The sequence below is a fragment of the Klebsiella sp. KP20-425-1 genome, from assembly GCF_025813515.1.
Lineage (GTDB): Bacteria > Pseudomonadota > Gammaproteobacteria > Enterobacterales > Enterobacteriaceae > Klebsiella > Klebsiella pneumoniae.
The window spans coordinates 2,069,334-2,088,699 of sequence record NZ_CP109614.1; the positions used below are offsets into that span (position 1 = coordinate 2,069,334).

Consider the following 19,366-nt stretch of genomic DNA (forward strand, 5'->3'; position numbering starts at 1 on the left):
TAGTTATTGTGCGAAAAACCCTGACAGGGTGATATGGCTGAATTAAGGTAGAAGGGGGGAAATGCCTTTTATAATTAGGTGAAATATATGAATGACGTACTTGATGAAATTGACCGGGCGATCCTCACCTGCCTGACTCAGGATGCCAGAGTTTCGCTCAAGGTCCTGAGCGCGCGAGTGGGGCTGACCTCGCCGAGCACCGCCGAGCGGGTGAAGCGCCTGGAGGAGCGGGGTGTCATTCAGGGCTATGGGGCGCGGGTAAATCTCGCCGCGCTGGGCTATAGCCTGCAGGCGCTGGTGCGGGTCCGGCCGCTGCCTGGGCTGCTGCAGAAGGTGGATAAATATATCCAGGCGATGCCGGAATGTATTGAAAGTGACAAGGTGACCGGGGAAGATTGTTTTGTGATGCGTCTCGTGGTGCGCGATATTGCCCAGCTGGATACCCTGCTGGACGGTCTGGCGGAGTATGCGCAGTGTAACACCTCGGTGGTGAAAAGCTCGCCGGTAAAAAGGCGGTTGCCACCGCTGTGAGTTTTTCCGGAGGCGGTGCTGCGCACCTGTCCGGGCTACCAGACGGCACCACTTGTAGCCTCGCTAAGCGAAGCGCGAGCGATGAGACAGCAGAACAGGTGGCTGAGAGTGCAAGAGTGGTGGGGGAAGGATTACTCGGCGCTAAAGCGCCTCGCCTTCGGGCCATTGCCAGCGGCAACGTTCTCTCGCTTCGCTCGAGTCGAACCTTAGTCGAAGCTTCTCATCCTTCCCCGTGGGGCAGAATATAGCGTATCGCAGGTGGAATAAGCTGGGCAATACATGAAGAGATGGTGGTGGGGGAAGGATTACTCGGCGCTAAAGCGCCTCGCCCTTCGGGCCGTTGCCTGCGGCAACGTTCTCTCGCTTCGCTCGAGTCGAACCTTAGTCGAAGCTTCTCATCCTTCCCCATGGGGCAGAATATAGAATATCGTAGAGTAATTGGATTGAGGTGTTTTTTAAGAAGATGGTGGTGGGGGAAGGATTCGAACCTTCGAAGTCGATGACGGCAGATTTACAGTCTGCTCCCTTTGGCCGCTCGGGAACCCCACCAGGGGTAAAATCACATTGTAGGCTATTCAGCAAAATGAATGGTGGTGGGGGAAGGATAACTCGTCGCTATCTCTCCTCGCCCTTCGGGCCGTTGCCTGCGGCAACGTTCTCTCGCTGGCGCTCGAGTCGAACCTTAGTCGAAGGTTCTTACCCTTCCCGCTAAGTGCAAACATCGTTTACGCTTGTCGGGGAAACCATATCACTGTAGTGAATAATGGTGGTGGGGGAAGGATTCGAACCTTCGAAGTCGATGACGGCAGATTTACAGTCTGCTCCCTTTGGCCGCTCGGGAACCCCACCACGGGGTAATGCTTGGTACTGGCCTGCTTCCTTCTCGGGAAGCGGGGCGCATCATACCAAATGATGCGCCCCTGTAAAGCATTCGTTTGACAAAAATAAACTGGTTGCCTGATTTTTACACGTAACGCCGTAAAGCTAACCAATTCATTTCTCAGTCGATTAAAGAATAATCGTCCGGTTACCGTAAACGAAGACGCGCTGAGCCAGTACCTGATACAGCGCCCGGCTCAAGACGTTTTTTTCAACATCGCGCCCAGCGCGCATCATATCTTCTGCGGTATAAGTATGATCGACGTGAATCACGTCCTGCATGATGATCGGGCCTTCATCCAGATTGTCATTCACGTAGTGGGCGGTAGCGCCAATGATTTTCACGCCGCGCTCATAGGCCTGATGATAGGGACGGGCGCCGATAAACGCCGGCAAAAACGAATGGTGGATATTGATGATTTTGTTCGGGAAGCGGGCGACAAATTCTGGCGTCAGGACGCGCATATACTTGGCCAGCACCACGTAATCCGGTTCGTGGGCGGCGATAGCATCGCCCATCCGCTGATCGTGTTCTTCGCGGCTCAGTCCTTCATGGCTGACCAGCTCAAACGGAATACCAAAGCGCTCCACCAACGAGCGCAGGGTGTCATGGTTGCCGATAACCGCGGCAATATCGACATCCAGCCCGCCGTAGTTGGCTTTCATCAGCAGATCGCCCAGACAGTGCGCCTCTTTCGTCACCAGAATCACCACCCGGCGACGGCCTGCCGGATTCAGTTCGCGGATGGAGCCTTCAGGCAGGGCGCTGTCGAGATCGGCCAGCAGAGTAGCGTCGTTAAAAATGCCTTCCAGTTCGGTGCGCATAAAGAAACGACCGGTACGGTGGTCAACAAACTCATTGTTCTGCACAATGTTGAGTTCATGCTTGTAGCAGATATTGGTGATACGCGCGATGAGGCCTTTCTGATCAGGGCAAATAGTGCGTAGTACTTTACGTTGTAATGAATGCATCGCGAGGAAAATCCTGTAATGTTTGCAAGCGCTGCGCCAGCGTTACTGGCCGCAGCATTTTTTAAATTTTTTACCTGAGCCGCAGGGGCAGGGGTCGTTACGGCCAATCAGCGGTCGTGTCCCGTCGATATAGTACCACTGTCCATTTTCTTTTAAGAATCTGGAACGTTCAATAATGGCGCCAGGGCGGTTATTGTCAGTAAAGCGGGCGACAAAGCTGACAAAACCTTCATTTGGAGCTCGCCCCTCATCACTGGCGAACAGGGTTAAGCCCAGCCATTCGGTCTGGGAAAACCCTTTCTCCAGTTCGGCGCGAAATTGCTGCGCCTGACAGGACGGGTGCCAGGTTTTGATTAGATAGTCAGCGTCTTTCATGACGAACGCGCTATAACGGGAGCGCATAAGCTGTGACGGGCCCGGCGCAAGCTCAGCGCCGGACAGATATCGCTGGCAACATGAGCTATACTCCAGTGCGCTGCCACAGGGGCATAATTGCGACAAAACTGCCTCCATGGAAGAAAGAGTAACGGCGCTTCTACGCCAAAGGGCATTATGTTAACTGAGCCGTGACAATGTTGCCACGCTCAGAGTGGAAGGATAGTTATTAGTACTAATGAGAAAGCTTAAAATTGGTCTGGCGCTAGGTGCGGGAGCCGCTCGCGGATGGTCGCACATTGGCGTCATCAACGCCCTCCAGCGGGCCGGTATTGAGATTGATATCGTAGCCGGTTGTTCTATCGGTTCGCTGGTAGGGGCGGCGTATGCCTGTAACCGACTCCCGGCACTCGAATCATGGGTCTGCTCATTCAGCAACTGGGATGTCCTGAAGCTGATGGATCTCTCCTGGCGCAGGGGGGGACTGCTGCGGGGGGAAAAGGTATTCAATCATTACCGCCGCATTATGCCCGTCACCGAGATTGAACGCTGCGAGCGCCGGTTTGCCGCTGTTGCCACCAATTTAAGCACCGGTAGGGAGCTGTGGTTTACCGAAGGCGATCTACATTTAGCCATTCGCGCCTCCTGCAGTATGCCGGGGTTAATGTCGCCAGTAAGGCATAATGGTTACTGGCTGGTCGATGGCGCGGTGGTCAATCCGGTTCCTGTGTCGCTCACCCGGGCAATGGGAGCGGATATTGTGATTGCCGTCGACCTGCAACATGATGCCCATCTTATGCAGCAGGATTTGTTCTCCCTTGAAACGCCGCGGCAGGAAGCGGAAGAGAAAGAGGGGCCATGGCATACTCGTCTGCGCGCGCGCTTGACGCGAATGAGTTCCCGCCGTACGGCCGTGACGCCGACGGCGATGGAGATCATGACCACCTCTATCCAGGTACTGGAAAACCGTCTTAAACGCAATCGTATGGCGGGTGACCCGCCGGATATCCTGTTGCAGCCATACTGTCCGCAAGTTTCGACGCTTGATTTTCATCGCGCCGGAGAGGCGATTGCCGCGGGGCAACTGGCGGTAGAAAAGAAAATGGATGAATTATTACCCTTAGTGCGTACAGCCGTTTGACGTACGAGTTACTGACTTAAGCAAATTCTGACAGGCGATAGTGAGAATAGCGTGCCACTATTGAATTATCGTCAGCCAGGGGAGATATCATGACGCAGCCATTGGCGGGAAAACAGATTCTGATAGTTGAAGACGAACCCGTTTTCCGCTCACTCTTGCATGGATGGCTGACCTCGCTGGGAGCAACAACCTTCCAGGCGGAAGATGGCAAGGATGCCCTGCATAAAATGACGGAGGTGCATCCGGACCTGATGATTTGCGACATTTCTATGCCGAGAATGAACGGTCTGGAGCTGGTGGAAACGCTGCGTAACCGCGGCGAACAGTTACCGATCCTGATGATCTCCGCCACCGAAAACATGGCGGATATAGCTAAAGCGTTGCGACTTGGCGTCCAGGACGTGCTGTTAAAGCCAGTAAAAGATTTCGATCGCCTGCGCGAGACCGTTTACGCCTGTCTCTATCCCGCGATGTTCAGTTCGCGCGTGGAAGAGGAAGAGCGTTTATTTGAGGACTGGGATGCGCTGGTCAGTAATCCCATCGCCGCTTCAAGACTATTGCAGGAATTACAGCCGCCGGTGCAACAGGAAATGTCGCACTGCCGTATTCATTATCGACAACTGGTGTCGGCAGACAAGCCCGGTCTGGTACTCGATATCGCGCCGCTTTCGGAAAATGATTTGGCTTTCTATTGTCTGGATGTCACACGCGCAGGCGATAATGGCGTGTTGGCAGCATTATTGCTGCGCGCGTTGTTTAATGGTCTGCTGCAGGAGCAACTGGCGCACCAGGGACAACGGCTACCAGAAATGGGAAGTTTGTTAAAACAGGTGAATCAACTGCTGCGTCAGGCAAATCTTCCGGGCCAGTTCCCTCTGTTAGTAGGGTATTACCACAGCGGGCTGAAAAATTTAATTCTGGTGTCAGCGGGACTTAATGGCACGCTGAATACGGGGGAGCATCAAATTCAGATTAGTAATGGCGTTCCTTTGGGGACGCTGGGTGATGCTTATCTTAACCAAATTAGCCAACGCTGCACCTCGTGGCAGTGCCAAATTTGGGGGGCTGGCGGTCGTTTACGCTTAATGTTGTCTGCGGAATGAGCAATTGCGTTTATATCTAAGCAGACGGGATTACCTCTTGCCCTTTAGCGGTGGTAACATCGAGCAGTTTTATGCGTAAAAGTCCTAATTCGAGGCTATCGGCAGCTTTTCAGACCAGTAAATACGCGGTTGACTGATATACTCGACACGTTATTTGTAACGAGAAGTTTAAAAAACAAACAGTCCAGGAGATTTCAATGGCTGCCCTTAATTCTAAAGTCAGAAAAGCGGTTATCCCGGTTGCGGGATTAGGCACCAGGATGCTGCCGGCCACCAAAGCGATTCCAAAAGAAATGCTGCCGCTGGTAGATAAGCCGTTAATTCAGTACGTTGTTAATGAATGTATCGCTGCAGGAATTACTGAAATTGTTCTGGTAACGCACTCGTCGAAAAACTCTATCGAAAACCATTTCGATACCAGTTTTGAGCTGGAAGCGATGCTGGAAAAACGTGTAAAACGCCAGCTGCTGGAAGAAGTGCAGTCTATTTGCCCGCCGCACGTGACTATTATGCAAGTTCGTCAGGGCCTGGCGAAAGGTCTGGGTCACGCGGTGCTGTGCGCCCATCCGGTAGTGGGAGATGAGCCGGTCGCGGTTATTCTGCCAGACGTTATTCTGGATGAATATGAATCCGATCTGAGCCGCGATAACCTCGCTGAGATGATCTCTCGCTTCGATGAGACTGGCGCCAGCCAGATTATGGTTGAACCTGTTGAAGACGTAACCGCTTATGGCGTGGTTGACTGCAAAGGCGAATCCCTGAAGCCGGGCGAAAGCGTACCGATGGTGGGCGTGGTTGAGAAGCCAAAAGCTGACGTTGCGCCGTCCAACCTGGCGGTGGTGGGGCGTTATGTCCTCAGCGCCGATATCTGGCCGCTGCTGGCGAAAACCCCTCCGGGCGCTGGTGATGAAATTCAGCTGACTGACGCCATTGATATGCTGATCGAGAAAGAAACGGTTGAAGCTTATCATATGAAAGGCAAGAGCCATGACTGCGGTAATAAGCTTGGCTACATGCAGGCGTTTGTCGAATATGGTATTCGTCACAAAACGCTGGGCGACGATTTTAAAGCCTGGCTGGAAACGGCGGTAGCGAAGTAATCCGCGCGGTTGAAAGTACAAACCGGGAGCGCATCTGGGACTCCCGGTTTTTTTATATCGGCCCTGAGGGCAAAAAAAATCCCGCCGCAGCGGGATTTTTTATAGCGATCAACGGAGATTAGATCAGGAAATCGTCCAGTGATTTACCTTGCTCATCCATTGCTTTTTTGATCACAGCCGGGGTACGGCCCTGACCGGTCCAGGTTTTGGTTTCACCATTTTCGTCAACATAGCTATATTTAGCCGGACGTGCAGCACGCTTGGTTTTGGTACCGGCTTTAACGGCAGCCATGGTGCTCAGCAGTTCATTCGGATCAATACCGTCAGCAATCAGCATTTCACGGTATTGCTGCAGCTTACGCGTACGCTCTTCAATTTCTGCCGCGGCAGCGTTTTCTTCTTCACGGCGCTCGTTAACGACGACTTCTAATTTTTCCAGCATTTCTTCGAGCGTTTCCAGGGTGCATTCTCTTGCCTGCGCACGAAGAGTACGGATGTTGTTCAAAATTTTAAGTGCTTCGCTCATTGTAGTAATCTCAAACTTATATTGTGGGGTGGTTTGTTGAACTAATAATAGAGCGATAAAATGCGTTGTGCAATAGGGGGGAATGTAAGGAATTCAAAATTACTGGTTATTTGTCGCGAGAATTAATTAATTTAAGTTAAAATTCCCGTGCCGCTTCACATCTTTCATCGCTTATAGCGATGAGGCGAAGGCAAGCTAAAACATTGAGACGGTATGCTTTTTGAGAGGTTCAGTGAGAGAAATGATCCTTTACATGGGTAAATAACCCTCGTCAGTATTAGCGCATTTTTGGTTACAAGGCTTAATATAAAACAACCGGCAGCCCTGCTTATAGCCCATGGGCAACCGGTCTATAAGCACGAAAAGACAATGGTTACCGCGCCAGTAGCGTAACGGGGCGTACAAATAGTGGCCCTGAAAATTCAATTCATCTTCTTAATCCTTTCGGTTTGCAGGCCCTTCAGCTTCGCGACAATACCCCTGCTGAAAGCGCGGCTGTGCGCATAAAATATGGTACAATCGTCGCCGCGATAAAACACTTTGATTGGGGTCACGCAGCCGATGGCACAACTTTATTTCTACTACTCTGCAATGAATGCAGGTAAGTCGACCGCTCTGTTGCAATCTTCGTACAATTACCAGGAGCGGGGGATGCGTACCGTCGTTTATACCGCTGAGATTGATGACCGCTTTGGCGCCGGAAAAGTCAGTTCACGTATCGGGCTCTCCTCGCCGGCCCGATTGTATAATCCACAGACCTCGTTATTTGACGATATTGCGGCGGAGCACCAGCTAAAGCCGATTCACTGCGTGCTGGTGGATGAAAGCCAGTTTCTGACGCGTGAACAGGTTCATGAGCTGTCCGAAGTTGTCGATACGCTGGATATTCCGGTGCTTTGCTATGGGTTGCGGACGGACTTTCGTGGTGAGCTCTTTACCGGCAGCCAGTATTTACTGGCCTGGTCAGATAAGCTGGTTGAGCTGAAAACGATCTGCTTCTGCGGCCGCAAGGCCAGCATGGTATTGCGCCTCGATCAGGAGGGGCGTCCTTATAATGAGGGTGAGCAGGTCGTCATCGGCGGTAATGAGCGGTACGTATCGGTCTGCCGTAAGCATTATAAAGAGGCGCTGAGCGTCGGTTCGTTAACCAAGGTACAAAACCAGCACCGTCCCTGCTGATACCCTCAGAAGCTCGTACAGGCGCCTGTGGGCGCCTTTTTTATGTCTGCTATAGGTTGGCGTAGCTGGCGATAAAGAATGGCTGATAGCGGGGATAAAAAAAGCCCCGTCAGGTGACGGGGCTTGTCGCGATGCTATCGCTGTTGGTTAAGCGGATTTTTTCGCTTTTTTCTCAGCCTTTACCGGAGCAACTTCGGCTTTCGCACCGGCTTCGCCTTCGACGAATTCGCGGCCGTAGTAGGTATCCAGCAGGATCTGTTTCAGTTCGGAGATCAGCGGGTAGCGCGGGTTAGCGCCGGTGCACTGGTCATCGAATGCATCTTCAGACAGTTTATCAACGTGGGCCAGGAAGTCAGCTTCCTGAACGCCAGCTTCGCGGATAGATTTCGGAATACCCAGCTCAGCTTTAATGCTTTCCAGCCATGCCAGCAGTTTCTCGATTTTCGCTGCGGTGCGGTCGCCTGGTGCGGAGAGGCCCAGGTGATCGGCGATTTCAGCGTAACGACGACGAGCCTGCGGACGGTCGTACTGGCTGAACGCGGTCTGCTTGGTCGGGTTGTCATTCGCGTTATAGCGGATAACGTTGCAGATCAGCAGGGCGTTGGCCAGACCGTGCGGAATATGGAACTGGGAGCCCAGTTTGTGCGCCATCGAGTGACACACGCCGAGGAAGGCGTTAGCGAACGCGATACCGGCGATAGTCGCGGCACTGTGTACGCGCTCACGGGCAACCGGGTTCTTGGAACCTTCGTGATAGGAAGCCGGCAGGTACTCTTTCAGCAGTTTCAGCGCCTGCAGCGCCTGGCCGTCAGAGAACTCAGAAGCCAGTACGGAAACGTAAGCTTCCAGGGCGTGAGTCACCGCATCCAGACCACCGAACGCACACAGCGATTTCGGCATATCCATCACCAGGTTGGCATCGACAATGGCCATATCCGGGGTCAGCGCGTAGTCTGCCAGCGGGTATTTCTGACCGGTCGCGTCATCGGTCACCACGGCGAAAGGCGTAACTTCAGAACCGGTACCGGAAGTGGTAGTGATCGCCACCATCTTGGCTTTGACGCCCATTTTCGGGAACTTGTAGATACGTTTACGGATATCCATAAAGCGCAGCGCCAGTTCTTCGAAGTGGGTTTCCGGATGTTCGTACATGACCCACATGATTTTCGCCGCATCCATCGGGGAACCGCCGCCCAGGGCGATGATCACGTCTGGTTTAAAGGAGTTCGCCAGGTCGGCACCTTTACGTACGATGGTCAGCGTCGGGTCAGCTTCAACTTCGAAGAAGACTTCCGTCTCAACACCCGCAGCTTTCAGTACGGAAGTGATCTGATCGGCATAGCCGTTGTTGAACAGGAAGCGGTCAGTCACGATCAGCGCGCGTTTGTGACCATCGGTAATCACTTCATCCAGTGCGATTGGCAGGGAGCCACGACGGAAGTAGATAGATTTCGGAAGTTTGTGCCACAACATGTTTTCAGCTCGCTTAGCAACGGTTTTCTTGTTGATCAGGTGTTTCGGACCAACGTTTTCAGAGATGGAGTTACCACCCCAGGAACCACAACCCAGAGTCAGGGAAGGCGCGAGTTTGAAGTTGTACAGGTCACCGATACCACCCTGAGAAGCCGGGGTGTTGATCAGGATACGCGCGGTTTTCATCATTTGGCCGAAGTAAGCCACGCGAGCCGGCTGGTTGTCCTGGTCGGTGTACAGGCAAGAGGTGTGACCGATACCGCCCATGGCGACCAGTTTTTCTGCTTTGGCTACCGCGTCTTCGAAATCTTTTGCACGATACATAGCCAGCGTCGGAGACAGTTTTTCGTGAGCAAACGGCTCGCTCTCGTCAACGTTGGTCACTTCACCAATCAGAATTTTGGTGGTGGCCGGCACGGTGAAGCCTGCCAGTTCAGCGATTTTGGCCGCTGGCTGACCAACGATAGCCGCGTTCAGCGCGCCATTTTTCAGGATAATGTCCTGAACGGCTTTCAGCTCTTTACCCTGCAGCAGATAGCCGCCGTGGCTGGCGAAACGTTCGCGAACCGCGTCATAGACTGAATCAACCACCACAACGGACTGCTCAGAAGCACAGATCACGCCGTTATCGAAGGTTTTAGACATCAGTACGGACGCTACGGCACGTTTGATGTCGGCGGTTTCATCAATGACTACCGGGGTGTTACCGGCGCCGACGCCGATAGCAGGTTTACCGGAGCTGTATGCTGCTTTCACCATGCCTGGACCACCGGTCGCCAGGATCAGGTTGATGTCCGGGTGATGCATCAGCGCGTTAGACAGTTCTACAGACGGCTGATCGATCCAGCCAATCAGGTCCTTCGGCGCGCCGGCCGCGATGGCAGCCTGCAGCACGATATCAGCCGCTTTGTTGGTGGCTTCTTTTGCACGCGGGTGCGGAGAGAAAATGATGGCGTTACGCGTTTTCAGACTGATGAGCGATTTGAAAATGGCTGTTGAAGTCGGGTTAGTGGTCGGTACGATACCGCAGATGATGCCGATAGGCTCAGCAATAGTGATGGTGCCAAAGGTGTCGTCTTCTGACAGAACGCCACAGGTTTTTTCGTCTTTATAAGCGTTGTAAATGTATTCGGAAGCGAAGTGGTTTTTGATCACTTTGTCTTCAACGATACCCATGCCGGATTCGGCTACGGCCATTTTGGCGAGAGGGATTCGAGCATCTGCAGCGGCCAGAGCGGCGGCGCGGAAGATTTTGTCGACTTGTTCTTGAGTGAAACTGGCATATTCACGCTGGGCTTTCTTGACACGCTCAACAAGCGCGTTCAGTTCAGCGATATTAGTAACAGCCATAATGCTCTCCTGATAATGTTAAACTTTTTTAGTAAATCAGTCGCTCGATTCGACATTATAGACAGGCCGTTAACAGCTTGCATGTAAATGTTTATGTAGAAAAATCAGGGCGCTGTTTCACCGATTTACTAAAAAAGCTTTATCTCTTTCGCTTTCAGGTACTGCTGCCTTCCACTCTGTTGGTGTCATCAAGATTACTCACTTCTGAGTACAAATTACGTGATTTAGATCAAGTATTGTCGCTGCTGATACCTTTCAGCTGGCTGCTTTTTGACCGGTTCGATCAAGTGTGATGGGAGGGTTTTGAAATTAAAAAAACGATTAGCATTAAATATACAAATGGCTAACATTCGATACATATCACCGGGTTATGCATATTTATAATGAATATTGCAGGTAAAAAGCGTATGTTTCGCGCAGTTATTTTATGCTGTTAACAGTCAACCGCCAATTTTGATGATGCTGCGGAGCCCAATGTGACTCAATCACTGTTCGATTTTTCTGCATATTTCAAGTTTTTCATCGGCTTATTTGCCCTGGTTAACCCGGTTGGCATTATTCCGGTATTCATCAGTATGACCAGCTATCAGCCGGCTGCGGTGCGTAATAAGACCAACCTCACCGCCAACCTGTCGGTGGCGATCATCCTCCTGACGTCGCTGTTCCTCGGCGATGGCATTCTGCAGATTTTCGGTATCTCCATTGACTCCTTCCGTATCGCCGGCGGCATCCTGGTGGTGACCATCGCGATGTCGATGATCAGCGGTAAGCTCGGCGAAGATAAGCAGAACAAGCAGGAAAAGTCGGAGACGGCGGTCCGGGAGAGCATCGGCGTCGTTCCTCTCGCGCTACCATTAATGGCCGGGCCAGGGGCAATCAGTTCAACTATCGTCTGGGGGACCCGGTACCACTCCTGGGTGCATCTGGTCGGGTTCTCACTGGCGATAGCGGTATTTGCCCTCTGCTGCTGGGGGATTTTCCGTATGGCGCCGTGGCTGGTCCGTTTGCTGGGGCAGACGGGAATCAACGTCATCACCCGTATTATGGGCCTGTTGCTGATGGCCCTCGGCATTGAGTTTATTGTGACCGGGATTAAAGCGCTTTTCCCAGGGCTGCTGAGTTAGTTCGTCGCCAGCAGGCGGGGAGTCTCGCTTCACGCCTGCGCGATTATTAGCAAAACCTATTAGCCAGCGCGGAGCTGGCGGTAGGAATAATATTTTGCGATATCGCTATTAATTTCATGTTTTTCATTAAGATATGAAATATTTCTCTTAACATTCTCCTCACGCCTCCCCCTCCTGTGATGTTATTTTCTTCACATCATTCTCTGGTACTTGCTGTCGGATCATCGAAATGATATTAGTAATTTTAACAAGGCGGCAGATGAATGTGCTAAAAAGTAATCTATTGTTAAATTTTTGTACAAAAAACCATCTTGTGGTCGCTGCTCAGTATGCTGGCTGATGAAATTATCGTAATGCTCTGATAAATAATAATATTTTTACATCGACGTTTTATGGCAAACGCTTGTCACGCTGGCAAAACCGGCAATAAAAGAGAATTCGGTAACATATTTGCAAATTGCATTGGCGGAGGTGTTTACCTTTTGGTACTTTCCGCCGTTATCGTCTGCTGAATTATGTACGCAAATGAGAATTATTTTTAATTAACTCATTTCGCCAGAACGACCCTCCAGCGAGGGCAACGAATCGACGTTAAGACTGCCGTTCGAGCGGTCGTAATAAATAAGTCGGTGATAGCAATCTGCCAATCGCAAACTCCTGCGTTGGACAGAACCCGAAAACGGGAAAAACAGGCTGGTTAAAAAACCAGTAATTATAATGACTGGAGTTACAACACAATGACCATCATCACTAAAAAGCGTTTAATCGCCGCGGGAGTGCTATCCGCACTGATCGCCGGCAATATGGCAATGGCAGCGGATGTCCCGGCTGGAGTGCAGCTGGCAGAGAAGCAAACCCTGGTACGTAATAGCGGCGCCGAGCCGCAATCGCTGGACCCAAATAAAATCGAAGGGGTGCCAGAGGCCAATATTAGCCGCGACCTGTTCGAAGGTTTGCTGAATACTTCGCCGAAAGATGGCCACCCGATCCCTGGCGTGGCGGAGAGCTGGGATAATAAAGATTTTAAAGTCTGGACCTTCCATCTGCGTAAAGATGCAAAATGGTCTAACGGCGAGCCGGTTACCGCCCAGGACTTCGTATACAGCTGGCAGCGTCTGGTAGATCCGAAAACAGCTTCTCCTTATGCCAGCTATCCGCAATATGGTCATATAGTTAACGTCGACGAAATCATTGACGGCAAGAAAGCGCCGAGCGAGCTGGGCGTAAAAGCCATTGACGACCACACGCTGGAAGTCACCCTCAGCGAACCGGTACCCTATTTTTATAAACTGCTGGTTAACCCGGCGATGTCTCCCGTCTACAAACCGGCCATCGAAAAATTTGGCGAAAAGTGGACGCAGCCTGGCAATATCGTTACCAACGGCGCGTATACTCTGAAAGACTGGGTGGTCAACGAGCGGATCGTGATGGAGCGTAACCCGCACTATTGGGATAATGCTAAAACCGTCATTAACACCGTTACCTGGCTGCCGACCTCTTCCGAAGTGACCTATGTTAACCGCTACCGCAGCGGTGAACTGGACATGACTTATAACCAACTGCCGATCGAACTCTTCCAGAAGCTGAAAAAAGAGATCCCCAACGAGCTGCACGTTGACCCCTATCTGTGTACCTATTATTACGAAATCAACAACCAGAAGGCCCCGTTCACCGACGTGCGCGTGCGTACCGCGCTGAAGCTGGGTCTGGATCGCGATATTATTGCTAATAAGGTGAAAGGACAGGGCGATCTGCCGGCCTACGGCTACACCCCACCGTATACCGATGGCGCGAAGCTGAGCGAGCCGGAATGGTTTACCTGGTCGCAGGAAAAACGCAACGAAGAAGCGAAAAAACTGCTGGCCGAAGCCGGCTATAGCGCCGATAAACCGTTGACCTTCAACCTGCTGTATAACACCTCTGATTTGCACAAGAAGCTGGCGATTGCCGCCGCCTCGCTGTGGCGTAAAAACCTGGGCATTGACGTGAAGCTGGTCAACCAGGAGTGGAAAACGTTCCTCGATACCCGTCATCAGGGCACCTATGACGTGGCGCGTGCGGGCTGGTGCGCCGACTATAACGAGCCAACCTCTTTCCTGAACACCATGCTCTCTGACAGTTCAATGAACACCGCGCACTATAAGAGCCCGGCGTTCGACAAGATTATGGCTGAATCCGTAAAAGCATCCGATGAAGCGCAGCGCACGGCGGCCTATGCGAAAGCAGAGCAGCAGCTGGACAAAGACAGCGCGATCGTACCGGTTTATTACTACGTTAACGCCCGCCTGGTGAAACCGTGGGTCGGTGGCTATACCGGTAAAGACCCGATGGATAACGTCTATACCAAAGACCTCTACGTTATCAAACATTAATGGCAATACGTGGAGCGGGTCTCGGCTCGCTCCATCGTGTCTTATTTGAGAGCAGTGCAAAGGCACACGCCAGAAGGTACGGGCAATGTTAAAATTTATCTTACGTCGCTGTCTGGAAGCGATTCCGACGCTATTTATTCTTATCACCATCTCATTCTTCATGATGCGTCTGGCGCCGGGAAGTCCTTTTACCGGGGAACGCACGCTACCGCCGGAAGTCATGGCGAATATTGAAGCAAAATACCATTTAAACGACCCCATCATGACGCAGTACTTCAATTATCTGAAGCAGCTGGCGCATGGCGATTTTGGTCCCTCTTTTAAATACAAAGATTATTCCGTCAACGATCTGGTGGCCGCCAGCTTCCCGGTTTCAGCGAAACTGGGCTTCGCCGCCTTTTTACTGGCGGTGGTGATCGGCGTTGCCGCCGGGGTGATAGCCGCCCTGAAGCAAAATACCCGCTGGGACTACGCGGTGATGGGGGTAGCCATGACCGGCGTGGTTATTCCGAGCTTTGTGGTCGCGCCGCTGCTGGTGATGATCTTTGCCATTACCCTGCACTGGCTGCCGGGCGGCGGCTGGAACGGCGGGGCGCTGAAATTTATGATCCTGCCGATGGTGGCGCTTTCCCTGGCCTATATCGCCAGCATCGCGCGTATCACCCGCGGCTCAATGATTGAAGTGCTGCACTCTAACTTTATCCGCACCGCGCGGGCGAAGGGGCTGCCGATGCGTCGCATTATTCTGCGCCATGCGCTGAAGCCGGCGCTGCTGCCGGTGCTCTCCTATATGGGGCCAGCTTTCGTGGGCATCATCACCGGCTCAATGGTCATTGAAACCATTTACGGCCTGCCGGGGATCGGCCAGCTGTTCGTTAACGGGGCGCTTAACCGCGACTATTCGCTGGTGCTCAGCCTGACGATCCTCGTTGGCGCCCTGACTATCCTGTTCAACGCCATCGTTGACGTGCTGTACGCCGTTATCGATCCGAAGATTCGCTACTGAAGCCGGAGTTCGCCATGATGTTAAGTAAGAAAAATAGCGAGGCGCTGGAAAACTTCAGTGAGAAGCTGGAAGTGGAGGGGCGTAGCCTCTGGCAGGACGCGCGTCGCCGCTTTATGCATAACCGCGCCGCGGTGACCAGCCTGATTATGCTGGTGCTTATTGCGCTGTTCGTTACCTTCGCGCCGATGGTATCGTCGTTCTCCTACTTCGATACCGACTGGGGCATGATGTCCAATGCCCCGGATATGGCCTCCGGCCACTACTTCGGAACCGACTCCTCCGGGCGCGATCTGCTGGTGCGCGTAGCGATCGGCGGGCGCATTTCGCTGATGGTCGGGGTGGCGGCGGCGCTGGTGGCGGTGATCCTCGGCACGCTGTACGGTTCGCTCTCCGGTTATCTCGGCGGCAAAGTGGATTCGGTGATGATGCGTCTGCTGGAGATCCTCAACTCCTTCCCGTTTATGTTCTTCGTCATCCTGCTGGTGACCTTTTTTGGTCAGAATATCCTGCTGATCTTTGTCGCCATTGGCATGGTGTCCTGGCTGGATATGGCGCGTATCGTGCGCGGGCAGACGCTGAGCCTGAAGCGCAAAGAGTTTATCGAAGCCGCGCAGGTCGGCGGGGTCTCGACGGCGAGCATCGTGCTGCGCCATATCGTCCCCAACGTGCTGGGGGTGGTGGTGGTGTATGCCTCGCTGCTGGTCCCCAGCATGATCCTCTTCGAATCCTTCCTCAGTTTCCTGGGACTGGGGACGCAGGAGCCGCTCAGCAGCTGGGGGGCATTGCTCAGCGATGGCGCCAACTCAATGGAAGTTTCGCCCTGGCTACTGTTGTTCCCGGCGGGTTTCCTGGTGGTGACCCTGTTCTGTTTCAACTTTATCGGCGATGGTCTGCGTGATGCCCTCGACCCGAAAGACCGCTAAGGAGCGCTGCCATGACCATGATTGAAACGGCAAAAGCGCCGCAAGCGCAGAGCCACAGCGGGCTACTGCTGGACGTGAAAGATCTTCGCGTCACCTTTAAAACGCCGGATGGCGACGTCACCGCCGTCAATGATCTGAACTTCACCCTGCAGGCGGGCGAGACGCTCGGCATTGTGGGCGAATCCGGCTCCGGTAAATCGCAAACCGCCTTCGCCCTGATGGGACTGCTGGCGGCCAACGGTCGAATCGGGGGTTCCGCCACCTTTAACGGTCGGCAAATCCTCAATTTGCCCGAGCGTGAGCTGAACAAACTGCGCGCTGAACAAATCTCAATGATTTTCCAGGATCCGATGACCTCTCTTAACCCCTATATGCGGGTGGGCGAGCAGTTAATGGAAGTCCTGATGCTGCATAAAGGGCTGAGTAAAGCCGAAGCGTTTGAAGAGTCGGTGAAGATGCTCGACGCGGTAAAAATGCCGGAAGCGCGTAAGCGCATGAAAATGTTCCCGCACGAGTTCTCCGGGGGCATGCGTCAGCGCGTGATGATTGCCATGGCGCTGCTGTGCCGGCCCCGGCTGCTGATTGCGGATGAACCGACCACTGCCCTGGACGTTACCGTGCAGGCGCAGATCATGACGCTGTTGAATGAGCTTAAACGCGAATTCAACACGGCCATTATCATGATCACCCACGACCTTGGGGTGGTGGCAGGTATCTGCGATAAAGTGCTGGTGATGTACGCCGGGCGCACCATGGAGTACGGTCAGGCGCGCGATGTCTTCTATCAACCGTCGCACCCATACTCTATTGGGCTGTTGAATGCGGTTCCACGTCTGGATGCGGAAGGCGATGCGTTGTTGACCATTCCCGGCAACCCACCGAACCTGCTGCGATTGCCAAAAGGCTGTCCATTCCAGCCGCGTTGCCCGCATGCCATGGAGCAGTGCAGCAGCGCGCCGCCGCTGGAATCGTTCGCGCCAGGCCGCCTGCGCGCCTGCTTTAAACCGGTGGGGGATCTGCTATGAACGCCGTAACTGAACAACGAAAAGTCCTGCTCGAAATTGCCGACCTGAAGGTGCACTTCGATATCAAAGATGGCAAGCAGTGGTTCTGGCAGCCGTCGAAAACGCTGAAAGCGGTGGATGGCGTGACGCTGCGCCTTTACGAGGGTGAAACCCTCGGTGTGGTAGGGGAGTCGGGCTGCGGCAAATCGACCTTCGCCCGCGCCATTATTGGTCTGGTGAAAGCGACCGATGGCAAAGTGGCCTGGCTGGGTAAAGATCTGCTGGGCATGAAGCAGGAAGAGTGGCGCGACGTGCGCAGCGATATCCAGATGATCTTCCAGGATCCGCTGGCCTCGCTGAACCCGCGCATGACCATCGGAGAAATTATCGCCGAACCGCTGCGTACCTATCATCCGAAGATGCCCCGTCAGGAAGTGCGCGATCGCGTCAAAGCGATGATGATGAAAGTTGGATTGCTGCCCAACCTGATCAACCGCTATCCGCACGAGTTCTCCGGCGGTCAGTGTCAGCGTATCGGCATCGCGCGGGCGCTGATCCTTGAGCCAAAGCTGATTATCTGCGATGAGCCGGTCTCCGCGCTTGACGTGTCGATTCAGGCGCAGGTCGTCAACCTGCTGCAGCAACTGCAGCGTGAGATGGGGCTATCGCTGATATTTATCGCTCACGATCTGGCGGTGGTTAAGCATATCTCCGATCGGGTTCTGGTAATGTATCTGGGCCATGCGGTGGAGCTGGGGACCTACGACGAGGTGTACCATAATCCGCTGCATCCCTATACCAAAGCGCTGATGTCGGCGGTGCCGATCCCCGATCCTGATCTCGAGAAAACGAAAACTATCCAACTGCTGGAAGGCGAATTACCCTCGCCGATTAATCCGCCCTCAGGCTGCGTATTCCGCACCCGCTGTCCGCTTGCCGGACCGGAGTGCGCCAAAACCCGCCCGGTGCTGGAAGGCAGTTTCCGCCATGCGGTTTCCTGCCTTAAGGTAGACCCGTTATAATCTCAGGGGCTGACGCAGGTCAGCCCTTTTTTTTGCGAGGTTAACGAAGTGGGTATGCTTTCTGCCGCTCGTCTGCGGCTTTATCATTTACTTTTCGATCAGAACCGACGTTCCGGCCGCCGCTTTGAAGGGCTGTGCGGACTTTTCGCCCTGCTCAGCGTACTGGTGATATTTATCGAGTCGGGACTGGGCACGCAATATCACCTGACATTAGATGAATGGCATATTTTCGTCTGGCTGGAGCTGCTGGTGACCGCGGTCTTTACCCTGGAATACCTGCTGCGTATCGCTACCTGGCCCAATCCACTCCACTATATTTTCAGCTTTTGGGGCCTGATTGACCTGGCGACGATTTTACCGCTGTATGTGATGTGGCTATGGCCGGAAATTAGCCTCAATTATGTATTCGCCTGGCGGGCAATGCGGGCGATCCGCGCGCTGCGTATTCTCAAACTACTGCGCTTTATGCCTTCGCTCAACGTATTCTGGCGAGCGATTGTCAGCGCGCGCCATCAGCTGATCCTGTTTTATTCGTTTATCGCCATTGTGATGGTGATTTTCGGCTCGTTAATGTATCTGATTGAGGGGCCGGAATACGGCTTCACCACGCTTAACGCCTCGGTCTATTGGGCCATCGTGACCATCACCACCGTCGGCTACGGAGACATCACGCCGCACACGCCGTTGGGTCGCATCCTGGCCTCCATTCTTATCCTGATCGGCTACTCCATTATTGCCATACCGACCGGACTTATCACCACGCATATGACCAGCGCCCTGAATCGTCGACGACAGCAGCGCCTGTGTCCGCAGTGTCAGCAGGGCGACCATGACGATAACGCCCGTTTCTGCCATGCCTGCGGTCATGCCTTGCCGAAGTAAGCTGGCGACATAAAAAAGCCTGCCGGGAGAACCGCGGCAGGCTTTTTACTGGATGTTAAAGGTTATTCACGCCACAGAATATGGCACAGCTTATGATCTTTCTCGCGGCACAGCAGAACGCGGGCGAAGATATCATTGATTTCCCCGCCGTCGGTATCCGCCAGACCAATCACCACTTCGGCGAAGAAATCCGGGTTGAGATCGTAATCCACATGCTCTTCCCAGTCTGCCGAAGGGTCGAACAGTTCGGCGCCGCCGCGCTCCTCAAACTGCAGGTTAAACAGAATGATGTCCGCCGGGTCGAGGTTGTCGGCCGCCAGTTCGAGGAAGATATCGTAAGCCTGCTCGAGCGTTTCGTCTTCGGTCAGGCGGTTGTTTAAATCCATATCCATGATTGCTACTCA

Annotated in this window: 19 protein-coding genes, 2 tRNA genes and 3 other RNA genes; 13 read left to right on the plus strand and 11 right to left on the minus strand. The window is 53.3% G+C overall.

Features of this window, described 5'->3' with window-relative positions; genetic code table 11:
• Positions 1 to 87: 87 nt before the first annotated feature.
• Positions 88 to 531, plus strand: a complete 444-nt coding sequence (locus OHJ17_RS10080; RefSeq protein ID WP_004152249.1) for an Lrp/AsnC family transcriptional regulator — start codon at positions 88 to 90, stop codon at positions 529 to 531.
• 114 nt (positions 532 to 645) lie between these two features.
• On the opposite strand, the gene OHJ17_RS10085 is transcribed toward OHJ17_RS10080, so the two are convergent.
• The 7 genes from OHJ17_RS10085 to OHJ17_RS10115 form a co-directional block, all read right to left on the minus strand.
• Positions 646 to 776: non-coding RNA, RtT sRNA (locus OHJ17_RS10085), on the minus strand.
• Between the two features lie 43 nt (positions 777 to 819).
• Positions 820 to 951: non-coding RNA, RtT sRNA (locus OHJ17_RS10090), on the minus strand.
• Positions 952 to 995: 44 nt separating this feature from the next.
• Positions 996 to 1,080: transfer RNA gene (locus OHJ17_RS10095), tRNA-Tyr, on the minus strand.
• Positions 1,081 to 1,119: 39 nt separating this feature from the next.
• Positions 1,120 to 1,252: non-coding RNA, RtT sRNA (locus OHJ17_RS10100), on the minus strand.
• 43 nt (positions 1,253 to 1,295) lie between these two features.
• Positions 1,296 to 1,380 (minus strand) — tRNA-Tyr (locus OHJ17_RS10105).
• A gap of 159 nt (positions 1,381 to 1,539) precedes the next feature.
• Entirely contained in the window at positions 1,540 to 2,382 is an 843-nt protein-coding gene (purU, locus tag OHJ17_RS10110) for a formyltetrahydrofolate deformylase (RefSeq protein WP_004151854.1), read from the minus strand.
• 42 nt (positions 2,383 to 2,424) lie between these two features.
• Positions 2,425 to 2,883: a YchJ family protein gene (locus tag OHJ17_RS10115; RefSeq protein ID WP_039818250.1), complete on the minus strand. Its 459-nt coding sequence runs from the start codon at positions 2,881 to 2,883 to the stop codon at positions 2,425 to 2,427.
• 112 nt (positions 2,884 to 2,995) lie between these two features.
• Between OHJ17_RS10115 and rssA the strand changes: the two genes are divergently transcribed.
• The 3 genes from rssA (at position 2,996) to galU (ending at position 6,101) form a co-directional block, all read left to right on the plus strand.
• Positions 2,996 to 3,898, plus strand: a complete 903-nt coding sequence (rssA, locus tag OHJ17_RS10120) for a patatin-like phospholipase RssA (RefSeq protein WP_002910108.1) — start codon at positions 2,996 to 2,998, stop codon at positions 3,896 to 3,898.
• 89 nt (positions 3,899 to 3,987) lie between these two features.
• Positions 3,988 to 5,001: a two-component system response regulator RssB gene (rssB, locus tag OHJ17_RS10125; protein ID WP_002910107.1), complete on the plus strand. Its 1,014-nt coding sequence runs from the start codon at positions 3,988 to 3,990 to the stop codon at positions 4,999 to 5,001.
• Between the two features lie 197 nt (positions 5,002 to 5,198).
• Positions 5,199 to 6,101 carry a UTP--glucose-1-phosphate uridylyltransferase GalU gene (gene galU / locus OHJ17_RS10130; RefSeq protein WP_002910105.1) on the plus strand — a complete coding sequence of 301 codons (903 nt, stop codon included), beginning with the start codon at positions 5,199 to 5,201 and terminating at the stop codon, positions 6,099 to 6,101.
• A 118-nt stretch (positions 6,102 to 6,219) separates the two neighbouring features.
• On the opposite strand, the gene hns is transcribed toward galU, so the two are convergent.
• Entirely contained in the window at positions 6,220 to 6,627 is a 408-nt protein-coding gene (gene hns, locus OHJ17_RS10135) for a histone-like nucleoid-structuring protein H-NS (protein WP_002910103.1), read from the minus strand.
• Positions 6,628 to 7,049: 422 nt separating this feature from the next.
• Positions 7,050 to 7,181 carry a hypothetical protein gene (locus OHJ17_RS10140; protein ID WP_004145401.1) on the minus strand — a complete coding sequence of 44 codons (132 nt, stop codon included), beginning with the start codon at positions 7,179 to 7,181 and terminating at the stop codon, positions 7,050 to 7,052.
• Positions 7,182 to 7,188: 7 nt separating this feature from the next.
• Here OHJ17_RS10140 and tdk point away from each other — a divergent pair, with 7 nt between their 5' ends.
• Positions 7,189 to 7,806 carry a thymidine kinase gene (tdk, locus tag OHJ17_RS10145; RefSeq protein WP_002910100.1) on the plus strand — a complete coding sequence of 206 codons (618 nt, stop codon included), beginning with the start codon at positions 7,189 to 7,191 and terminating at the stop codon, positions 7,804 to 7,806.
• Between the two features lie 147 nt (positions 7,807 to 7,953).
• Here the strand turns inward: tdk and adhE are convergent, their stop codons facing one another.
• Positions 7,954 to 10,629, minus strand: coding sequence for a bifunctional acetaldehyde-CoA/alcohol dehydrogenase (gene adhE, locus OHJ17_RS10150; RefSeq protein ID WP_002910097.1), 2,676 nt, complete (start codon positions 10,627 to 10,629; stop codon positions 7,954 to 7,956).
• A gap of 77 nt (positions 10,630 to 10,706) precedes the next feature.
• Here adhE and OHJ17_RS10155 point away from each other — a divergent pair, with 77 nt between their 5' ends.
• The 8 genes from OHJ17_RS10155 (at position 10,707) to OHJ17_RS10190 (ending at position 18,962) form a co-directional block, all read left to right on the plus strand.
• Complete coding sequence (locus tag OHJ17_RS10155) at positions 10,707 to 10,922, plus strand: hypothetical protein (protein WP_004145398.1); 216 nt, start codon at positions 10,707 to 10,709, stop codon at positions 10,920 to 10,922.
• 183 nt (positions 10,923 to 11,105) lie between these two features.
• Entirely contained in the window at positions 11,106 to 11,753 is a 648-nt protein-coding gene (locus OHJ17_RS10160; protein ID WP_002910095.1) for a YchE family NAAT transporter, read from the plus strand.
• A 737-nt stretch (positions 11,754 to 12,490) separates the two neighbouring features.
• Positions 12,491 to 14,125: an oligopeptide ABC transporter substrate-binding protein OppA gene (gene oppA, locus OHJ17_RS10165; protein ID WP_004148754.1), complete on the plus strand. Its 1,635-nt coding sequence runs from the start codon at positions 12,491 to 12,493 to the stop codon at positions 14,123 to 14,125.
• A gap of 85 nt (positions 14,126 to 14,210) precedes the next feature.
• Positions 14,211 to 15,131 carry an oligopeptide ABC transporter permease OppB gene (gene oppB, locus OHJ17_RS10170; protein WP_002910089.1) on the plus strand — a complete coding sequence of 307 codons (921 nt, stop codon included), beginning with the start codon at positions 14,211 to 14,213 and terminating at the stop codon, positions 15,129 to 15,131.
• A gap of 14 nt (positions 15,132 to 15,145) precedes the next feature.
• Positions 15,146 to 16,054, plus strand: coding sequence for an oligopeptide ABC transporter permease OppC (gene oppC / locus OHJ17_RS10175; RefSeq protein ID WP_004145396.1), 909 nt, complete (start codon positions 15,146 to 15,148; stop codon positions 16,052 to 16,054).
• Positions 16,055 to 16,065: 11 nt separating this feature from the next.
• Entirely contained in the window at positions 16,066 to 17,079 is a 1,014-nt protein-coding gene (locus tag OHJ17_RS10180) for an ABC transporter ATP-binding protein (protein ID WP_004151853.1), read from the plus strand.
• Entirely contained in the window at positions 17,076 to 18,080 is a 1,005-nt protein-coding gene (oppF, locus tag OHJ17_RS10185) for a murein tripeptide/oligopeptide ABC transporter ATP-binding protein OppF (protein ID WP_002910083.1), read from the plus strand. The genes OHJ17_RS10180 and oppF overlap by 4 nt, the downstream gene beginning before the upstream one ends.
• 54 nt (positions 18,081 to 18,134) lie before the next feature.
• A complete protein-coding gene (locus OHJ17_RS10190) occupies positions 18,135 to 18,962 on the plus strand; it encodes an ion transporter (RefSeq protein ID WP_002910080.1) in 828 nt (275 codons plus the stop codon).
• Positions 18,963 to 19,024: 62 nt separating this feature from the next.
• On the opposite strand, the gene OHJ17_RS10195 is transcribed toward OHJ17_RS10190, so the two are convergent.
• Positions 19,025 to 19,354 (minus strand): HI1450 family dsDNA-mimic protein, encoded by a 330-nt coding sequence (locus OHJ17_RS10195; protein ID WP_002910079.1) that lies wholly within the window; start codon positions 19,352 to 19,354, stop codon positions 19,025 to 19,027.
• Between the last annotated feature and the right edge of the window lie 12 nt (positions 19,355 to 19,366).

Bases quoted from the DNA above. Each gene is read 5' to 3' on its own strand.
- OHJ17_RS10080 (WP_004152249.1), top strand. From the start codon at position 88: ATGAATGACGTACTTGATGAAATTGACCGGGCGATCCTCACCTGCCTG.
- purU (WP_004151854.1), bottom strand. From the start codon at position 2,382: ATGCATTCATTACAACGTAAAGTACTACGCACTATTTGCCCTGATCAG.
- rssA (WP_002910108.1), top strand. From the start codon at position 2,996: ATGAGAAAGCTTAAAATTGGTCTGGCGCTAGGTGCGGGAGCCGCTCGC.
- rssB (WP_002910107.1), top strand. From the start codon at position 3,988: ATGACGCAGCCATTGGCGGGAAAACAGATTCTGATAGTTGAAGACGAA.
- galU (WP_002910105.1), top strand. From the start codon at position 5,199: ATGGCTGCCCTTAATTCTAAAGTCAGAAAAGCGGTTATCCCGGTTGCG.
- hns (WP_002910103.1), bottom strand. From the start codon at position 6,627: ATGAGCGAAGCACTTAAAATTTTGAACAACATCCGTACTCTTCGTGCG.
- tdk (WP_002910100.1), top strand. From the start codon at position 7,189: ATGGCACAACTTTATTTCTACTACTCTGCAATGAATGCAGGTAAGTCG.
- adhE (WP_002910097.1), bottom strand. From the start codon at position 10,629: ATGGCTGTTACTAATATCGCTGAACTGAACGCGCTTGTTGAGCGTGTC.
- oppA (WP_004148754.1), top strand. From the start codon at position 12,491: ATGACCATCATCACTAAAAAGCGTTTAATCGCCGCGGGAGTGCTATCC.
- oppB (WP_002910089.1), top strand. From the start codon at position 14,211: ATGTTAAAATTTATCTTACGTCGCTGTCTGGAAGCGATTCCGACGCTA.
- oppC (WP_004145396.1), top strand. From the start codon at position 15,146: ATGATGTTAAGTAAGAAAAATAGCGAGGCGCTGGAAAACTTCAGTGAG.
- OHJ17_RS10180 (WP_004151853.1), top strand. From the start codon at position 16,066: ATGACCATGATTGAAACGGCAAAAGCGCCGCAAGCGCAGAGCCACAGC.
- oppF (WP_002910083.1), top strand. From the start codon at position 17,076: ATGAACGCCGTAACTGAACAACGAAAAGTCCTGCTCGAAATTGCCGAC.
- OHJ17_RS10190 (WP_002910080.1), top strand. From the start codon at position 18,135: ATGCTTTCTGCCGCTCGTCTGCGGCTTTATCATTTACTTTTCGATCAG.
- OHJ17_RS10195 (WP_002910079.1), bottom strand. From the start codon at position 19,354: ATGGATATGGATTTAAACAACCGCCTGACCGAAGACGAAACGCTCGAG.